This window comes from Bradyrhizobium sp. Kon10, assembly GCF_055807395.1.
Window position 1 is genome coordinate 411537 of record NZ_JBVVOZ010000003.1, and the last position, 18398, is coordinate 429934.

17 protein-coding genes and 1 pseudogene are annotated in these 18398 nt (G+C 60.3%); 6 read left to right on the forward strand and 12 right to left on the reverse strand.

What is annotated here, in order from left to right; genetic code table 11:
* The first annotated feature begins 87 nt into the window (after positions 1–87).
* The gene (locus AC0L2O_RS07220; RefSeq protein ID WP_473369269.1) at positions 88–1287 is read left to right on the forward strand and encodes an ABC transporter substrate-binding protein; all 1200 of its coding nucleotides are present in this window, start codon (positions 88–90) and stop codon (positions 1285–1287) included.
* A 96-nt stretch (positions 1288–1383) separates the two neighbouring features.
* On the opposite strand, the gene AC0L2O_RS07225 is transcribed toward AC0L2O_RS07220, so the two are convergent.
* A complete protein-coding gene (locus AC0L2O_RS07225; RefSeq protein WP_085350419.1) occupies positions 1384–1686 on the reverse strand; it encodes a hypothetical protein in 303 nt (100 codons plus the stop codon).
* A gap of 493 nt (positions 1687–2179) precedes the next feature.
* Here AC0L2O_RS07225 and AC0L2O_RS07230 point away from each other — a divergent pair, with 493 nt between their 5' ends.
* The 4 genes from AC0L2O_RS07230 to AC0L2O_RS07245 all read left to right on the forward strand — a co-directional run bounded on the left by AC0L2O_RS07230 (position 2180) and on the right by AC0L2O_RS07245 (position 6447).
* Positions 2180–3514, forward strand: a complete 1335-nt coding sequence (locus AC0L2O_RS07230) for an extracellular solute-binding protein (RefSeq protein WP_473369218.1) — start codon at positions 2180–2182, stop codon at positions 3512–3514.
* Positions 3515–3624: 110 nt separating this feature from the next.
* On the forward strand, positions 3625–4656 hold the full coding sequence (locus AC0L2O_RS07235) for an ABC transporter ATP-binding protein (protein WP_473282689.1): 1032 nt from the start codon (positions 3625–3627) through the stop codon (positions 4654–4656).
* Between the two features lie 14 nt (positions 4657–4670).
* Positions 4671–5600, forward strand: coding sequence for a carbohydrate ABC transporter permease (locus AC0L2O_RS07240; protein WP_473282691.1), 930 nt, complete (start codon positions 4671–4673; stop codon positions 5598–5600).
* 1 nt (position 5601) lies between these two features.
* Complete coding sequence (locus tag AC0L2O_RS07245; RefSeq protein ID WP_085350414.1) at positions 5602–6447, forward strand: carbohydrate ABC transporter permease; 846 nt, start codon at positions 5602–5604, stop codon at positions 6445–6447.
* A 64-nt stretch (positions 6448–6511) separates the two neighbouring features.
* On the opposite strand, the pseudogene AC0L2O_RS07250 reads toward AC0L2O_RS07245, so the two are convergent.
* The 11 genes and pseudogenes from AC0L2O_RS07250 to AC0L2O_RS07300 all read right to left on the reverse strand — a co-directional run.
* Positions 6512–6723: pseudogene (locus AC0L2O_RS07250) on the reverse strand (low affinity iron permease family protein); the annotation flags it as partial.
* Between the two features lie 93 nt (positions 6724–6816).
* The gene (locus tag AC0L2O_RS07255) at positions 6817–7686 is read right to left on the reverse strand and encodes an SDR family oxidoreductase (RefSeq protein ID WP_085350412.1); all 870 of its coding nucleotides are present in this window, start codon (positions 7684–7686) and stop codon (positions 6817–6819) included.
* Complete coding sequence (locus AC0L2O_RS07260) at positions 7679–9520, reverse strand: glycoside hydrolase family 15 protein (protein ID WP_473369219.1); 1842 nt, start codon at positions 9518–9520, stop codon at positions 7679–7681. The genes AC0L2O_RS07255 and AC0L2O_RS07260 overlap by 8 nt, the downstream gene beginning before the upstream one ends.
* Before the next feature lie 336 nt (positions 9521–9856).
* The gene (locus AC0L2O_RS07265; RefSeq protein ID WP_085350483.1) at positions 9857–10867 is read right to left on the reverse strand and encodes an SDR family oxidoreductase; all 1011 of its coding nucleotides are present in this window, start codon (positions 10865–10867) and stop codon (positions 9857–9859) included.
* A 54-nt stretch (positions 10868–10921) separates the two neighbouring features.
* Positions 10922–11296, reverse strand: a complete 375-nt coding sequence (locus tag AC0L2O_RS07270) for a sensory rhodopsin transducer (protein WP_369725696.1) — start codon at positions 11294–11296, stop codon at positions 10922–10924.
* A 1-nt stretch (position 11297) separates the two neighbouring features.
* On the reverse strand, positions 11298–11741 hold the full coding sequence (locus AC0L2O_RS07275) for a PPC domain-containing DNA-binding protein (RefSeq protein ID WP_473369220.1): 444 nt from the start codon (positions 11739–11741) through the stop codon (positions 11298–11300).
* A gap of 19 nt (positions 11742–11760) precedes the next feature.
* Positions 11761–13431: a GMC family oxidoreductase gene (locus tag AC0L2O_RS07280; protein WP_473369221.1), complete on the reverse strand. Its 1671-nt coding sequence runs from the start codon at positions 13429–13431 to the stop codon at positions 11761–11763.
* The gene (locus tag AC0L2O_RS07285) at positions 13421–14089 is read right to left on the reverse strand and encodes a gluconate 2-dehydrogenase subunit 3 family protein (RefSeq protein ID WP_473282702.1); all 669 of its coding nucleotides are present in this window, start codon (positions 14087–14089) and stop codon (positions 13421–13423) included. The genes AC0L2O_RS07280 and AC0L2O_RS07285 overlap by 11 nt, the downstream gene beginning before the upstream one ends.
* Entirely contained in the window at positions 14082–14786 is a 705-nt protein-coding gene (locus tag AC0L2O_RS07290; RefSeq protein ID WP_473369222.1) for a hypothetical protein, read from the reverse strand. Before AC0L2O_RS07290 ends, AC0L2O_RS07285 begins: the two co-directional genes overlap by 8 nt.
* 243 nt (positions 14787–15029) lie before the next feature.
* On the reverse strand, positions 15030–16127 hold the full coding sequence (locus AC0L2O_RS07295) for an enolase C-terminal domain-like protein (protein ID WP_473369223.1): 1098 nt from the start codon (positions 16125–16127) through the stop codon (positions 15030–15032).
* Positions 16128–17903, reverse strand: coding sequence for a thiamine pyrophosphate-requiring protein (locus AC0L2O_RS07300; RefSeq protein ID WP_473369224.1), 1776 nt, complete (start codon positions 17901–17903; stop codon positions 16128–16130).
* On the opposite strand from AC0L2O_RS07300, the gene AC0L2O_RS07305 reads away from it, so the two are divergent.
* Positions 17877–18281: an SIR2 family protein gene (locus tag AC0L2O_RS07305; protein ID WP_473369225.1), complete on the forward strand. Its 405-nt coding sequence runs from the start codon at positions 17877–17879 to the stop codon at positions 18279–18281. The genes AC0L2O_RS07300 and AC0L2O_RS07305 overlap by 27 nt on opposite strands.
* The last annotated feature ends 117 nt before the right edge of the window (positions 18282–18398 follow it).

The window sequence follows — 18398 nt, forward strand, 5'->3', positions numbered from 1 at the left end:
AGTTGGCCAAGCGTCCCATGGTCGGGCCACTTCGAACAACTAGATTGTCTGCGGGAGGTAGGCACGGACCAAGGGAGACGCACCATGATGCGCGCTCGCATGATCATACTGCTCTCAAGTCTTTCGCTGTTGGTACCGCAGATGGCCGTTGCGGCGTCCGACAAGGTGGTCATTGGTGACATAGACGACATGTCAGGCGTCTATGCTGATGTGATCGGACCTGGCGGCGAGACCGCCGCCAGAATGGCGATCGACGATTTTGGAGGCAACATACTCGGCAAGAAAATCGAGCTGCTTGTCTCTGATCATCAAAACAAACCAGACCTTGGTTCGCAAAGCTTTCGTGAATTTGTGGACCGGGACGGTGTGACGATGGTTCTCGGCGGCTCAAACACGGGGGTTAACCTTGCGATGGCTACCATCGCAAAGGAAAGGAAAACCCCCTTCTTCTCTATCGGCGCGGCTGGTGCCTCCCTTACCGGAAAAGACTGCACGCCATATACGGTACACTACGCATACGATACGACAGCGCTCGCGAACGGGACTGCGAGCACGGTTGTCAAGGACGGCGGCAAGTCCTGGTTCTTTGTAACAGCCGATTATGCCTTTGGCACCCAGCTACAGCAGGCAGCGTCGAAGGTTGTCGAAGCCAACGGAGGAAAGGTGGTCGGTTCAGTCCGGGTGCCGCTGGGGACCTCCGATTTTTCAAGTTATCTACTTCAGGCCCAGAGCTCCGGCGCGCATGTGCTGGGGCTTGCAAACGCCGGCGAGGATTTTACGAACTCAATCAAGGCCGCCAACGAATTTGGAATCGCCCGGACCATGAAGCCGGCGGCGCTGCTGGCTTTCATTACCGATATCCACGCCCTCGGGCTAAGCACCGCTCAAGGTCTCTACCTCACGACTGGCTGGTACTGGGACCTTAACGACAAAACCCGTGCATTTTCCAAGCGCTTTTTTGAACGCACCGGACGCGAGCCGACGATGACGCAAGCCGCGTATTATTCGGCGACGCTCACCTACTTGAACGCTGTAAAGGCTGTCGGATCAACTGATCCGGACAAGGTCATGGCACAGCTCCGAAGAACAAAGATCAACGACATGTTCACGTCCGGTGGAGTGATCCGTCCAGATGGGCTTATGGAGCATGAAATGTACATCATGCAGGTCAAAACACCGGTACAATCGAAGTACCCGTGGGACTACTACCGTCTGGTTCGTGCGATTCCCGGAGATCAGGCCTTTGGGGCGCTTCCTGACAGTGCCTGTCCGCTGCTGAGCCACTAGCTCAACTTTTACAGTTCGCCGGAGTTCTCCTGAACTCAAAGGGGTCTCGTTCGAGTCGAAATATCGGTAAGCTTGGCCGGGCCTGAATTTGACAGTTCACACCACCGAGAAAAAGAGGAGGCAGATCGCGAGCGACTCCAGTATGCGGCTCGCCCGATAAGTCAGCAACATTTGGGTGTTGAGATCACCAACGGGCCACCGCAGATCGCGCTGGTTTCCGATTGAACTTTGTTCTGCGATTTGGATCAATCCCAGCTCTCTCGGCCACTCACACTCCAGCACATAAATTCTCGCGTCGGCTGCATGAGCCGCCGGCGTCCAGCTGGCGCTGTATCCTACGCGAGTTGGTGATTCCGAATCTGCACCATCGATGATGTGATCCAGACCTGACCACTCCATCTAAGGTCTACTAACCTTAATCGAAACCTTCGATCGGCCAACGCATTCATATGACAGGGCCCATTTCTTGACAGGGGGTTGGTGCGCAGGTGCCGCTCATGGCAACACTCGACGTCGACATCCCCTCTCTCGAACGCTCCGCATATCGAGTTCGACTTCGCAGCGAGATCAGCTCTTGCGCTCTAGGGAGTGCGATCGAACGGCACGTAGTTCACGGATTTCTTGCCTACATCGACGCCCTCACCGCCCGCGGAATCGACTTCGTCGTCCGTCCGTCCGGCGCGACCATTTTTGATAGTTGCAAGGATCGCATCGGCTGTAAGTCGGCTTCAGTATCGATGCTCTTGCTACTGGGATGGGCCACCTTCGCGGTGACACTGCACGTGAGGCATGAGACCATCGGCGTCTGGTGCGCCGTAATCCTCACGTTGGTGCCGTTCGTTCGAGATCGGTCACCTCACCGAACTGAAAGCGAAAACAGGAGGCACCGAAGATGAGCACAAGAAACATCTCGCGTGTCACGAGACGTAGGTTCGTGAAGCAAGCGGGGCTTGCACTGGCTGCTGCCCCATTGATTTCCGCGCCATTCGTGACACAAGCGTTAGCGGATACCAAGGCGCTGTCCATCGTGCAATGGAGCCATTTCGTCCCCGAATACGACAAGTGGTTCGACGCATTCGCTAAGGACTGGGGCGACAAGAACAAACTTTCAGTCACCGTCGACCACATTCCGGTCGGGAATATTGCTGCACGTGCGGCTGCCGAAGCCTCCGCCGGAGCGGGTCACGACATCTTCGGATGGAACGGCTCCGGCGGCGCACATCTCTATCGCAAATTCCTGGTCGATCTGACTAGTCTGGTCGATGCGACCGAGAAGAAGTACGGCGAGATTTCCACCATCGGCCGCCAGATAGGCTATAACCAGGACGACAAGACCTGGTCGGCTTTCCCTGATTTCTACATCAGCTTCCCATCCATGTATCGCAAGAGCATGTGGGACGAGATCGGAGTAGCGCCGGATACCTGGGACAACGTGCGCAAAGGCGGCGCCAAGCTGAAGACCAAAGGTCATCCGGTGGGCATTTCGCTCGGCCATAGCAATGACCCGAACACAACCTGGCGCGGCCTATTGTGGGCGTTCGGTGGCGCGCTGCAAGACGAGTCTGGCAAGAAGGTCGTGCTCGGCAGCAAGGAGACCCTTGAAGCCGTCAAGTTCGTGGCGGCGCTGTACAACGAGGCTATGACGTCAGAAGTGCTGTCATGGGACGATTCCAGCAACAACCGCTATCTTGCTTCCGGCGTCGGCTCGATGATCATCAACCCGATCTCGGCCTACCGGACGTTTCAGAAAAGTAATCCGAAAGGAGCGGACGACACTTTCGTGATGGTGCCGCCGAAGGGACCGGCGCGCCAGATCATGGGCGGCTCGGCGGAGTACTACGGTATCTGGAAGTTCGCCAAGAATCAGGAAGGCGCGATCGAGTTCCTCAAGTACTACGCCGACCATTGGCCCGAGGCCTTCAAGGCAAGCGAAGGCTATAACAACCCGTGCTTCGCCAACCTCGTACCGAAGCCGATGCCGATCCTGTCAAATGACCCCACCTCGACACCCAGCGACAAGTTGGCGATGCTCCAAGGCTCGGACGCGTGGTCGGCCGCTCCTGGTTATCCCGGGCCGTCGTGGCCCGCCGTCGACGAGGTCTATAACGACTTTGTCATCTGCGACATGATGGCGAAGGCGGCGGTGGGCCAGCTGTCCGCAGAGGAAGCGGTCAAATGGGCCGCACAGCAAAGTGAAGCTGTCTTCAAAAAATGGCAGGGCAGCTAGGGCTACTGCGGATCGCGCACGCGCGCGGCCGAGATGGGGCGAACAAGATGACGGGAGGCTCTCCGATCGGCGGGGAGCGCACCGCTATCCAGCGGAGATCCGAAAGATCAATGGCCGAAGTTCTTGCCAAAGACATCGTCAAGTCGTTCGGGGGCGAAGCGCCAGCCGTCAACGGAATCACCTTGGCGGTACCTGACGGGGAGTTCATGGTGCTGCTCGGGCCCTCAGGTTGCGGTAAAACGACGCTGCTGCGGATCATCTGTGGCCTCGAAAAGCAGACCAGCGGCGACCTTCTGATCGACGGCCGCATCGTAAACGAGATACCCCCACGCGCTCGCGGCGTGGCGATGATGTTCCAGAGCTATGGCCTCTATCCGCATTACACGGTGCGGAACAACATCTCTTTCCCGCTGCGTACGCAGCGAGTTCCAACAGTCGCAATCGACAAGAAAGTCGAGTGGGCCTCGCAGCTGCTAGGCATCGGGCATCTGCTCGAGCGACGGCCGCGCCAACTGTCTGGCGGGGAGCGTCAGCGCGTTGCTTTGGCGCGCGCTCTCGTCCGAGAACCGACCGCGCTGCTGCTCGACGAACCGCTTTCCAACCTGGATGCCAAGTTGCGCACATCGGCCCGCCAGGAGATCAGACAATTTCAGCAACGCGTCGGGCTCACCACAATCTATGTGACACATGACCAGGTCGAGGCAATGGGGATGGGCGACCGCATCGCCGTCATTGATAAGGGGAAGATTCGCCAAGTGGGAACACCGGTAGAGATCTATAACGATCCCGCCGATCTCTTCGTCGCGACCTTTGTCGGCGCGCCGCCCATGAACATCGTGACTCGTAAGGGCGGCGGGTATCTAGGTTTCCGTCCTGAAAACTTCCTGCCGAGGGCGATGGTCGAAGATGAAAGTGCGGCCGAATTTTCGTTCCGGGTGGATCGCTCAGAATATCTCGGCTCGGAGCGGATCGTCTACGGGGTGATGGAAGGCTTCGATTCGGGGCAGCCGATCACCGCCAAGCTGCCCGGCGCCCACGTCGCCGAGGCAAGTATCCGCACCGGCGAGTGGCACGCATTCGCAGTGAACAGGAACTCGCTTCGGTACTTCAATGGCAACGGCAACCGAATCACTCCCCATTGAACGGACTTTCCTCCATGGCCGTCATCACTGAAACAATCCCCAGACCAGCCTCCCGGCTTCGATTCCTGCTGGACCGACGCGATCTGCTCGAAGTGGTCCTGATCGCACCGGCGATCCTCTATGTTCTTTTGCTGGTTGGATTGCCGCTGCTGCTGGCAATCTATTACTCGGTCAGCGCTTACACCATCTACAATCCGACCTGGCGCTTTGTCGGGCTGGCGAACTTTGAGCAGATCATCCAAGACCCTACCTTCACCCATACATTGGTCAATACGTTCATCTTCACCTTCGGATCCCAACTGCTCGGGTTGGTGCTCGGAAAGTTCGGCGCCTTCCTGTTGCTGCGGCCATTCCCCGGACGAAAACTTGTGCGGGCGCTGATCATCCTGCCCTTCGCGGTGCCGGTTGCGCTCGCGACCATCGCCTGGCGTTGGATGTTCGATTCGCTCTACAGCGTCATCACCTGGACGTTGATTGCTATGGGGCTCGTCGACCGCGCAAACGCGCCGAACTGGCTTGGCGATCCTCATCTGGCGATGTTATGCGTGATCATCATTAATGCTTGGCGTTTTTTTCCATTTGCCATCGTGATCTTCCTCGCCGGCATCACCGCGGTTCCGCAGGATGTGCTCGATGCCGCGACGATCGACGGCGCCGGCTTTTGGCGCCGTAACTACCAGATTATCCTGCCGATGATTCTGCCTATCGTCGCGATTGGCCTGATTTTCGGCATCGTGTTCACGTTTACCGACCTGTCGATCGTTTTTCTACTGACCCAAGGCGGCCCAGTCGGAGCGACTTCGGTGCTGGGTTTTGCGGGCTTCCAGACGGGCATCGTCTCAGGCGACATTTCGCATGGCGCGGCCATCTCTCTGTTTATGTTGCCGGTGCTCCTGATCGTTGTCGTTTTTATGCTTCGCTTCATTCGTCGCCGGGAGATCTGAAATGCGCCCCGCGATTTCCCGCTCGCTAGGTCAGGTCGCGTTCTTTACCGCATTGGCATTTTTCGTAATCCTTGCAGCGTTCCCGTTCTACTGGATGCTGATCACCGCATTCAAACCGAACAGTGACCTCTACAACCTCAGCAATAACCCGTTCTGGTTCAATCAACGACCGACGCTCGATCATGTGATGTACCTCTTCAAGGAGACGTTGTTCGCACGTTGGTTGTTAAACTCGCTGCTCATCGGCGTCTGTGTCGTCATGATCACTCTCGTCACTGCGGTGCCCGCGGGTTATGCCCTCGCCCGCATGACGAGTCGAAGGGGAGAGACGTTCGGCATCGCGATCTTCCTGACGTATCTCGTACCGCCAACCTTGCTGTTTCTGCCGCTATCCCGAATCATCGCCGAACTCGGCCTGCAAAATTCGATGTGGTCATTGGTGCTGGTCTATCCGACGTTCACGATCCCGTTCTGCTCATGGCTACTGATGGGATTCTTCAAGGCACTGCCGGTCGAGATCGAGGAAGCAGCGATCGTCGACGGCTGCAGCGTGTTCGGCGCGTTCATCAAGATGGCCGTTCCGCTGTCTGTGCCGGCTATCCTGACCGTGGTGATCTTCACTTTCACCCTGACCCTGCAGGAGTTCGTCTATGCATTGACCTTCATCTCATCGTCCGACCAGAAGCCGATCACCCTAGGCGTATCGACCGATCTGATCCGTGGCGATGTGTTTTTCTGGGGCGAGATTATGGCTGGCGCCTTGATCGCCGCTGCCCCGGTGGCTATCGCATACAATCTGTTCCTGGATCGCTTCATTTCCGGCATCACCGGGGGGGCCGTCAAATAACCATGGCTGCGGCGAACATCTCAACGCCGGAGGCTGAATCCCAACCTTCCTGTCCCACACCGGTTTGGCGCACCGCGCTGTCCCGGTTCTGCCACTTCTGGATCAGGAAGGCCATCGACAACGTCACGATGGTCGTGCCGGTGTTGATGACGAGCTGCCAAGTGTCGGAGAAGTGGAACAGAGGTCGGGCACGGTGAGGACCACCGCGCAAGCCAGGAAAAAGGTGGAAGCGCGCCCGGCCCGCTGCGATGCCTTGTTTGCAACGGATGCGAGCAGTCCGGTTGGCGTGCCGCTCGCTTTCCGGACGGTTTTGCTGCATGCCGCCCTCCCTAGCCGCCTAAAGGCTCCCCCGACTGCACTCGGCACGTATCAGCCGCCGCTCGCGAATCCCGGGTAGAGGCTCATTCCTCCGTCTACGAAGAGCGTGGTGCCGGTCACGTAGTCGGCTGCATCCGAAGCGAGCCAGGCCACCGCCTGTGCGATGTCCTCCGGCTCTCCGATGCGCTTGTACGGCACCAAGGACATCAGCCGTTCGTAGGCCTCCGGGGTCTCCCATGCGGGACGATTGATGGGCGTGCGAATGGCGCCCGGCGCTACGCCGTTGGCGCGGATCGCCAAGGGGGCGACTTCCTGGGCGATGCTTCGCATCAACTGCATCACGCCGCCCTTGGAAGAAGCGTAGTTGACGTGACCCGCCCAGGGGATCTCCTGGTGGACCGAGCTCATGAAGACGAGCTTGCCGGCGGCGGCCGAGATCTCGCCGACTACCCCGCGCCTCATGAATTCCCGGATAGCGTCGCGGGCGCAGAGGAATTGCCCTGTGAGGTTCACGCCGATCACCTTGTTCCACTGAGCGAGCGTCAGGCGATCAAAAGCAGCGTCGCGCTGCAGTCCAGCATTGTTCACCAGGATGTGCAACGTTCCGAAATGGTCGATGGCCTGTGCGAACATCGACTTAACTTGCTCCTCGTCGCTCACGTCCGCCTTGATCGAGATCGCCCGCCGACCGGAGGCCTCGATCGTGTGGGCGACCTCTTCCGCTGCTGCGGGATCGACGATGTAGTTGACCACCACGTCGGCACCGCTTGCCGCTAGTCCGAGCGCGACCGCCTTTCCGATTCCGGAGTTAGCTCCGGTGACCAGCGCCGGCTGGCCTTCGAGCACGACGGGGAAGCGGCTGGCCGGATGCTCGGGAGCGATCGCTGTTGGCGTGGAAGTCGGGGCTGCTGCCTCACTCATGTGTTCCTCCCACGCGGTCATTCAACTTTGTCGACAGTCGGCGAGTGGTGCTGCCGCCGCGTTGTTCGAATGGTTTCTCGGCGTGCGTCAGATTGTGCGCTGTGTTCACCAGGGCGATATGCGAGAACGCCTGCGGCAAATTTCCCACCAATCGACGACGTGACGCGTCGTATTCCTCGGAAAGCAGGCCGACGTCGTTGCAAAGACCCAAGAGGCGCTCAAACAGCTTGACGGCGTCGGCATGTCGGCCGACCATCTGATAGGCGTCGGCGAGCCAGAAGCTGCAAGCGAGAAACATGCCCTCGCCTGGAGGCAGCCCGTCATCGGCCGAGCCCGTGTCGTAGCGGCGGACGAAGCCGTCAGTCAGAAGGTCCTGCTCGATGGCCGAGATTGTGGAGGTCACGCGGGGATCTTCCGGCGGAAGAAAGCCGACGGCCGGGATCAGCAGCAGGCTGGCGTCCAGTAGGGACTCGCCGTAGACTTGGACAAAGGACTGCCGTTTAGGATCGTAGCCGCGCCTGCAGACATCATCGTGGATCTCGGCGCGGAGTTCCTTCCATTCATCGACAGGCCCTGCCATTCCGAACTCGTCGGCGCTCTTGATCGCGCGGTCGAAGGCGACCCAGGCCATCACCTTGGAATATGTGAAATGCCGGCGCCCGCCCCGAACCTCCCAGATCCCTTCGTCCGGTTCGGTCCAAATCGATTTGAGATGGTGCAGCAGTGCACATTGAATGTCCCAGGCTCGCTCGTTCTCGGGTAGTCCCCCGCAACGGGCCTGGTGAAGCGCGTCCATCAACTCGCCATAGACGTCAAGCTGAAGCTGCGCATGCGCCGCGTTGCCGATGCGGACGGGCTTCGATCCCTCATATCCGGCGAGCCATGGCACCTCCCATTCGGTGAGGCGGCGCTCGCCCGTCACTCCGTACATGATCTGAAGCTGCGTCGGGTCGCCCGCGACCGCGCGCAACAGCCAGTCCCGCCAACGGCGCGCCTCGTCGTAGTAGCCGGCGCCCATAAGAGCCAGGAGCGTCAGGGTGGCATCGCGAACCCAGCAGAAGCGGTAGTCCCAATTTCTCGATCCACCGATCTGCTCCGGAAGCGAGGTCGTGGGCGCCGCTACGATCCCGCCCGACGGCCTGAACGTCAGGGCCTTCAGCGTGACGAGCGATCGGACAACGGCATCGGAATAGGGGCCTTCCTGATTGCAGCGACCGGACCAATCACGCCAGAAGCGGTCGGTCTCTCGGAGGGCTTCTTCTGGATCAATCGGCGCCTCCACCGGGAGGTACGATGGCTGGTACGACAGCACGAATGTCAGCTGCTGGCCCGGCTCGACAGAAAAGGAGCCCACGATTTTCTCGGATCCGCCGCGCAAAGCAGCGCCGGTCCTGAGCACCAGCATGTGAGCACCGGCTACGGCGCTCAGCGCGCCGTCATCGAGACGGCTTGTCCAGGGCACCGTCACCCCGTAGTCGAAGCGCACGACCAGTTCCGTGCACATCCGGATTTTCCCTGCGAGCCCTTCCACGATCCGGACGATTTTCGAACCGTTCACCTTCGGCGGCATGAAATCGGTCAGCCGCACGCAACCGTTATCGGTCTTGAACGTGGTCTCGAGGATCAACGTTCCGGGCCGGTAGTGGCGAGAGGCCGAATGCTGTTCATCTGGTCGGATCAGCCAACAGCCGTTGTTGTCGCCCCCGAGGAGCTTGGCGAATACGCTGTCCGAATCGAAGCGCGGCAGGCACAGCCAGTCGATCGAACCGTCCAGCCCGACCAGGGCGGCCGTCTCGCAATCGCCGATGAGCGCGTAATCCTCAATTCGAGACATGGAAGCTACCACATTATCCAAGTGTGGAGACTGACCTCGGTTCCCTTACGGGATGGAAATCAGGCCTGCCGGAATTCGCGGCGCGCGCTGCGGGAATCGCCTCACAGATTGGATCGGACGTACGGCCAGCAATCTTGGCGCGAGTTGTGCCTCTCGCGCTTTCGCAATCTTCTGCCTGCCCGGTAAGGGCTCACTGAGCCCTTGCGGTGGGCCGGAACGGGTGGATGACCGTCGGCGAGAACGGTAATCCGGGCGCTTTCGCGGAGATACCGACAGACTACGGTCGAGGGGCAAGTGGCCAGACCATCGGCCCGGTCGGCCGCGATGCAGCTGCTCTCACTGGCGCCGTGGCCGCTTGAATACGAACAGCACTCCGAGCGCGCCTGCCGCGATCAGGGTGGCAGCATAAGGAACCAACCGGGCGACAGTGCCGCGAGCTACGACTGCTGCATTTCTTGATTCCGCGCTGAAGCTGCCTCGCGTTCGGTGCAGAGAATGTGCTGGCTTGTAAAGATTGTCTATGCGATCGGGTCCGATCGGGTTGTTTGTCTGCTGGCCTCCAATGCAGACCTTCGCGAGATACCAGTCCATGAAGCTCGGTAAGACCATATTGGCAAGGATGACCTTGAGCGTGCTCAATCCGATCCAATATTCCCGCGCCGGCTTGTTCGCCGCGTGGAAGACAACGTCCGCTATCACTTCTGGCTCGACGACCGGCGCAACCGGTCGCGGCCCACGGCGCATATGGGCCCTTGCCCAGTCAAATTGAGGGGTGTTTACGGCCGGCAACTGCAGCATGGTCAAGTTGATCCCGCTTCGCTCGCTGATGAGTTCGGCACGCAGCGAATCGGTGAAGCCCCTGATGGCGTGCTTGGCTCCGCAATAGGCCGACTGCAGAGGAATGCCGCGATACGCCAGTGCCGAGCCGATCTGGATGATCGATCCTCGATTTGCCGCCCGCATATGGCGGAGTGCGGCCATGGTGCCGTGTACGAATCCGAGATAGGTAACCTCGGTGACGCGACGGAATTCATCTGGTGTCATTCTCCACACCGGCGAAAACACCGTCACCATAGCGTCGTTCACCCACACATCGATGTGTCCGAAGGTTGCTGCGATGCGGTCAGCGGCCGCAAATACGGCGTCGGCATCCGCGACGTCGAGAGGAAGAACGATGGCTCGACCTCCCAGCTTTTCCACCTCGTCACGAACTTCCTGGAGAGCTGTGCCGTCCCGCGCAATGAGCCCGATCGAGAAACCCGCCTGCGCGAACCGATGGGCCGCCGCACGACCGACGCCTGCAGACGCACCGGTGATGACGACCACCTGACTTGGCTTGACCGGCAGATGATTCACGGCTGGCTCCTGATGTTGATAGCGACTGAGCGGATGCACGCCTTGCTAGTTCGCCGGAAAGGCAATGGTGGTCAGCAACGCCATTGCCGGCTGTCGCGAATCGAGCCTTGTATGCTGAACCACGATCGGTGCATTCGCCTCGATGAGCGAGGCGTAGCTGGTGTCACGTGGCACCGGCGCGGGGTCGGCAAGGTCATTGAAGCGCATGTGCAGCGTTCGCCTGGCAGGTACGGTGACGAGAAAGGGACCGACAGGGTCGCGGTTTTCGAAGAACAACGTGATCTTGATCTCGACGTCCCGGTCTCCCGTGTTCAGGAAGCAAGCTGCTTCGTGCGAGACGAGATCATGGGCGTCGCTGACGCTACCACTGGGAATATACCCTTCCGGAATCGCCCAAACGGTGCAGCCGAGCTCTCGCATGTCAATCCTCCAACCTGATCAGCGCCAACCCGCTTTGAGGATCCCTTCTCTTGCGCAAATGGGCCGGGCTTTCCGTAATGATGACCTCTAGCGTTGGACGCACCACACCGGATCCCAAGTGCCCGGCCAGCGCCACCCCGTCGCGCTTGCCGACCACCAAATGAACGTGGATCGACGGCTCGCCTGAGGGTCCCAGAGCGACGTCACCCATCAGAGACGCCACCTCGACCTGTTCGTGGACGGCATTATTCAAATACTCCCTCTTTTCCCAATCGAAGTATTTCAGAACAACCTCGCTGAAGGCGCCGATCCCCGTCATTTGTGCCGCTGAGATCCGTTGCTCCTTGGCCAGTGAAGCCAAGCAATCCATTGCTTCTTCACCCGTCTCAAGCACCACTGCAAAGGTTCGCTGGCCTGCGCTCTTGTTGAGAATCTTGTGCTGCATCGAATTCACCTATTTCTCGTTAGACATTCTCGCTTGACCACATCGTGATCTCTCCTTGACGGGCGAGGGCGCGAATACGATCGGCGGTACGGCACGCGATCGCTTGGATGGTTAGGGACGGATTGGCTCCCCCGACGGTCGGAAAAACAGAGCCGTCGCAGATCCACAAATTTGGGATATCCCAGCTGCGGCAATCCGCGTTCACGACACTGCTTGCGGGATCGGGGCCCATGCGAGCAGTGCCATTGAGATGGCAGGTATCATCCGTCTGGAACCAGATGTCCTTGGCATCGACAGCTCGAAGGGCCTGGCTCATGAACTTGAGCGAATGATCGATCAAGCGCTTGTCGTTTTCGCACCATGAATAGGTCACGCGCGGAATTCGCAACCCGTATTGATCGACCTCCTCGGTCAAGCTGACGCAGTTTCTTTCCTGGGGCAGCATTTCACCGACGATCTTCAGACCAACGACGTGATTGTAGTTCTTCATTTCCTCCACGAGCCTGGCCCCCCACAGGCCGTGCGCGCTCGCCTGCGTATTCGCCCAGAGTTGCGGCAGTGGCCCTTGGCTCATGTAGGCGTAACCGCCAAAGAAATCCTTGCCCGCATCCTCATAATTCCAGTGCTCGGTGATCGCGAGCGAAGGCGGCCCCTTGTACGATCGGATTTCGTCATCCATTACGCCCCACACGGCCTGATTGGACTGCGCCATCAGGTTCTTGCCGAGCAGACCCGAGCTGTTGGCAAGCCCCTCCGGGAATCTGTCCGTCGCGGAATTGAACAAGAGCCTTGGCGTTTCGATCGCATACCCGGCGACAACGACGTTGTGCGCACGCTGAAAATGCCAGGCGCCGTCGCGATGGTAGTGCAGGCCCGAGGCGAGACCGGTCCGGCTCACCTCGACACGGCCGACCATGGCAAGGTCCCTGATTTCGGCGCCTGCAGCGAGCGCCCGTGGAATCCACGTCACGAGCGCGCTCTGCTTCGCGTTCGTCGAACATCCTGTGACGCAGAAGCCGCGATAGACGCAAGGGTGCGCCAGACCTCGGGGAGCGGAAAGAGTGGCAAGCGGTGTTTCGGTCCACTTGATCCCCATCGCGTCGCAACCCTTGGCGAGTGCACGCGCAGCCGCGTTGAGCGGATGGGCTCGATAGGGGTACCGCGGTCGCGGCGGGCCCCAGGGATAGTTGATCGGACCGGATATTTTCAGTGCCTGCTCGACCTCGGTGTAATAGTCCCACATCTCGCGCCAATCCAACGGCCAGTCGGCCCCATAGCCAAGCAGCGTGCGCGCCTTGAACCACTCGGGGCGGAAGCGAAGCGACACCATGGCAAAATGCACGGTCGAGCCTCCGACCGCCTTGCCACAGTTATTGCTGCCCAGCTGCAGCGGATTTTCCCCGTCCACGATGCGATCGTCCGTCCAGTAGAGTTTGGTTTGCTCGGATTCATCGGAAGCAAAGTCTTCGAGCGGCCGAAAATATGGCCCGGCATCGAACGCAACGACTGAGAAGCCATATTCGGCAAGCTTGCACGCGAGCGTGCCGCCGCCCGCCCCGGTTCCCACGATGGCGAAGTCTACAACCTCGTCCTCGCGGTACTGCTTCATCGGCACCCAACCGCCGGGTCGGAAAACATCCGGCGCGTGGCCGTCCCGGGCGCGCGGACTTTGCAGGGGGTCATCGGACATGGCGATTGATCCTCGCTGCCTTGTCCTCAGCGCCCGGCTTTGCTTCAGCTGCCTCCCAGGGATCGCGCTCGTTGAAATCAAGACGCACATAGCCGCGGGGACTTGCCGGTCCACCCCAGCCGATCTCGCTCCACGCAGTGGGGTGGGCGTAATACGCAAGCACGATGTCGCGCAATAATCTGCGTTTGAAAAAGTCCGCAGAGCGCATTGTGCCCCACTCCGAAGCGGTGAGCGCACCAGCTTCAGCCTGACGGAGCAGTTCATCCTGCTCCGCTTCGGTGATCTCGGCGAAGCGTCGCTGGTAGGCCAGTTGCGCTTCCGCGTCGATGGCCTTTAGCCCCTGCCGCCATGCCTCTCCGTCTCGCGGCATTCCGGCAACGCGATAGCCGTCGCGAGTACCTTGATGCAGTTTGCTGTCGAGGAGCGCCGCAACCGGAACTTTCGACCGATTGGCCGGCTGCGGGAGGATACGGGCGGCGATTGCCGAAACGGTCTCGAACTCGGGGACTGTGAAGAACCGCGGCTCCGGTGCGATCGCCAAACGGCGCGCCACGACCGCCCGGGTCTTGTCATTCCACGACGGTCCGCTCCACTTCTTCAGAACGTCATAGTCGGGATAAGGCTCGCTTGAGCTAACAGGGCGCGTCCTGTCATGCATCAGGGTACTCCCTCATCAGCTCGAGCGCTGCAAGACCTGCAAGAGCGAGCCCGGCAAAGCTCGGCGGCGCCGGCAGCGGCGGCCCGCTGAGAAGATTTTGGCTCCAATTGCGCCAGCCACCCATATTGCGGGATACGCCGTAGGCGTGAAAACCGACCCCTGCCAAGCCCATCCCTACAAGCAGTCGCATCCACCAGCGCGCGAGCCGATGCGGGCGCCGTGCCCCGGCTGACGCCGCCAGAAGCAACCCGGCTCCGATCGGCGGCAGGGTGACTGGAATGGCCATGACCGGATTGTGGAATGCCCCGCGGAAATGCAGCAATCCCACTTCCCCCGTGGTCCCCAGCAACCCAGCCGCGGTCACCGCCGCGATGGTCCGACCGGCTGGAAGCGAGAGGACTTCGGGCCCTGTTTGTGACTTGCTCTCGCGCACGCGCTCCGAGCAATATCCCAAAAGGCCAGAGAGCAGGATCGCCATAGGAGCGCCGACAGGCGCGCCATAAAACAGGTTCTGCCAGCTGAAGCCACCGACCTTCTTCGTCACGTTGTACAAATGAAAGCCGGTCCCAATCAGACCGGTCGCGGCGGCCAACAGATAAGTTGTATCCCGCGCTCCGTGAGCGACCGGACGCGCGTCCGCAGTCCCGTGGGCACTCATCGCAAGCGTCACCGCCGATACAACGAGCGGCGCGAACATGGCCTTGTTCTTGAAGGAGCCGCGGTAGTGCTCGACCGCGCTATCCGCAAGCACCGAGGCTGCCAAGCCGCCGGCCGCGCGGTTCAATCGACGCGCCGCGACTACGGACTTCTTCTGCGTCGACTTCTTTGGTCGCCAGAGAACGAGTGAACCTGTCGGGCTGGCCGACCGATCGGCCAGCGAACGGGAAGCATCGGCGGCATACTGGAAAGGAGACTGCGTTGTTCGTGTCATGCGGCGTACTCAAATGGCATAGGGCGCGGCATCCGGCTCTTTGAAGGCCAGCCCGTTTCCCGGTTGCGACAGATCGGGATAGATGACGCCGTTCTTCGGGACAGGAGCGCCTTCGAACAGCATGTGCTCGATCCGGACATGATCATGAAACCATTCCAGGTGACGCAGGCGCGGCGCTGCACAGCCGGCGTGCAGATGCAGCGAAGGCGCACAATGGGCGGACAAATCGACGTGAAATGCGTCACACAGGGCAGCGATCTGGAGGAAACCGGTGATCCCGCCACAGCGCGTCATATCCGCTTGCTGCACGTCGACCGCGCCCGCGGCGAGCATTCTCCGCACGTAATCCGCCGTGTAGGCGTATTCACCTGCCGCGACATCCATTCCGGGCGGGACGCGCGCGCGAACCGCTTGCAAACCGGCGAGATCATCTGAGGAGACGGGCTCCTCGAACCAGCTCACGCTTTCCTGGACAAAGGCGTTCGCAAGCTCGAGCGCTTGCTTGGGTGTATACGCGCCATTTGCATCGACAAAGAGGCTCGCGCGTTCACCGATGGCCTGCTTGGCGAGCCTCACACGCTCCGGGTCGCGTTTTGGCTGCGAGCCGACCTTCATTTTGACGTAGGCGCACCCCTGTTCGGCAACCCACGCTCCAAGCTGCTCTTGAAGTTCATCATCGGAGTAAGAGGTGAAGCCTCCGCTCCCGTAGATCGGGACGCCAAGCCGGTAGCTGCCCAGCACGCCGACCAACGGCATGTCCAGGAGCCGGGCCTTGAGGTCATAAAGCGCGGCGTCAACCGCCGAAATAGCGGTCGCTGCGAGTCCTTCTCGACCCAGGTTGCGCACGGCGCGCTGCATGGATGCCCACGAGCTCTGCGGAGACATGGCATCCTGACTTTTGATGGATGGATACAATTCGGCTTCGATCAGGCGGGCAATGGATGCGCTCGAATAGGTGTAGCCGAGGCCTTTCTTGTTGCCGGCCCACGCCTCGACGACGACAAGAGTCGTCGAATCCCAGCTGAACGTCCCATCCGCTTCCGGCCGATCGGTCGGAATGGCAAACGCTCGCGCGCGCAGGCGGTCGATGGAAGGGTCAGGCTTCATCTAGTCCTTCCCGGGCACGAGACTGGTCAGCAGCTCCTTTGCGCTGTTCTTGAGCACGCTCCCGAGCTCAGGTTCGGACGGAATCATGCTGATGAAGTTCTTCGCGTCCTTGAGCGTGATGTGCGGTGGCAAGGGCGGCACGTTCGGGTCGGTGTAGGCCTCCAGCACCACGGGCCGGTCGGCCGCGAGGGCCTGATCCCAGGCGGCTCCGACCATGTCCGGATTGTCGACGAAAATTCCCTTCAAACCCAGCAGCTCGGCGTAGCGATGATATGGAAAATCCGGGATACTCTGCGTGGATTCCGTCTTGCCGGAGCCGAGCTGGATGCGCTCTTCCCACGTGACTTGGTTGAGATCGCGATTGTTCAGGACGAGAACGATGACGCGAGGATTCGACCATTGCTTCCAGTATTTGGAGATGGTGATCAGCACGTTGAGCCCGTTCATCTGCATGGCACCATCTCCCATGCACGCGATGACGGTCCGCTCCGGATAGGCCATCTTGGCCGCGAGCGCGTAAGGAGTGCCCGCACCCAGTGAAGCCAACCCGCCCGAGAGTGAGGCTTTCATGCCGCGGCGGATCTTCAGATCCCGGGCATACCAGTTCGCGACGGATCCGGAGTCGGCCGTGATGATCGCATTATCCGGAAGTCGCGGTGACAACTCCCAGAACACGCGCTGTGGGTTGAGCGGATCGGCAGTGTCCATAGCACGTCGTTCCAGCGTGCCCCACCATTCGCGCACGCCGCTTTCGATGTCCCGGCGCCAGGCCGAGTCCTGCTTTTGCTGAAGAAGTGGGAGCAGCGCGTTCAATGTTGCCGCGCTGTCGCCAACAATATTGACCTCCATTGGATACCGCAGGCTGAGCCGCGACCCGTCGATGTCGATTTGCACCCCACGCGCGTCTCCCGGCTCTGGCAAGAACTCGCTGTATGGGAATGCGGAACCCACCATGAGGAACGTGTCGCAGTTCTTCATCAGATCCCAGCTCGGCTTGGTTCCGAGCAACCCGATAGAACCGGTCACGAATGGCAAATCGTCCGGCAACGCAGCCTTTCCGAGCAGCGCCTTCGCAACACCCGCCTGAAGGCGCTCCGCGACGGCGATGACTTCATCCGTAGCTTCGAGTGCGCCTGCGCCGACCAGGATGGCGACCTTGTCCCCGCTGTTGAGCACGTCCGCGGCGGAACGCAGCAAGGCCTGGTTCGGCAGCGTGGCCGGGCCGGCATAGCCGACCCCGGTGTGGGTCGCGCCATGCGCGAGCGGCGGATCGACGTATTCGAGCTCCTGCACGTCCTTCGGCAAGATTACGCACGCAACGGCGCGTCTAAAGTGCGCGATCCGAACCGCCCGATCGATCAGGTGGCGCACCTGCTCGGGGACACTCGCTTGCGCGACGTACTCCGTGACGTCCTGGAATAGTGTTTGGAGATCGACCTCCTGCTGATAGCTCGCGCCGATCGCGCTTCGCGCCTGCTGTCCCACCAAAGCGACCACCGGGACATGATCCATTTTCGCATCATACAGACCATTCAACAGGTGGATCGCCCCCGGTCCCGACGTGGCGTAGCAGAGCCCCACTTGACCCGTGAACTTCGCGTGCGCCGAGGCCATAAACGCGGCCATCTCCTCGTGTCGGACCTGAACGTACTCCATCGAGTCCTTGGCCCGATCGAGCGCCACGTCCAGCCCGCCGACGCCGTCCCCGGGATAGCCATAGACGCGCTTCAAGCCCCATTCGGAAAGCCGATGCCAAACGAATTCGCTGATGTTCATTGGATTGATCTCGGTGATGGCGCCGCGAACGGCTCAGACGAATCCAACGTGGAATGTTCGCGAACGTTGCAGCGTTACAGGTTATTTAGCTTCGGCGGCCACGCAATCCGGCCTGAGGCTAACCTGTTTTTGTACGGTAGCGGACCGAGATCGCGTCTGGCATTCCTGGCGCGACCCGGCGACCAACAGCGCCACTTCATACGCAAACTCGTGCGTCACCGCGAACTACGCCGAGACTCGATTGCCGCATCAACACTTCTGATTGCGGGTTACAGCAGCTACCGCGACAAGAATGCCAACATTGAAGTACTACAAGAAGCCGAACGGAAGACGAGCTACAGATTGAAGCGTCATTACCTCCTTCAACCATCGCCCTGATCTTTCCTGTTCGAAGGGACGGCGATCCCGCTTCTGTGACCGCCGTACCGGCGTCATTAAAAAGCGGCAGCTCGCGTTGCGCTTCCAACGACCTGGAGGGATCGTTTAGCCCCGCGA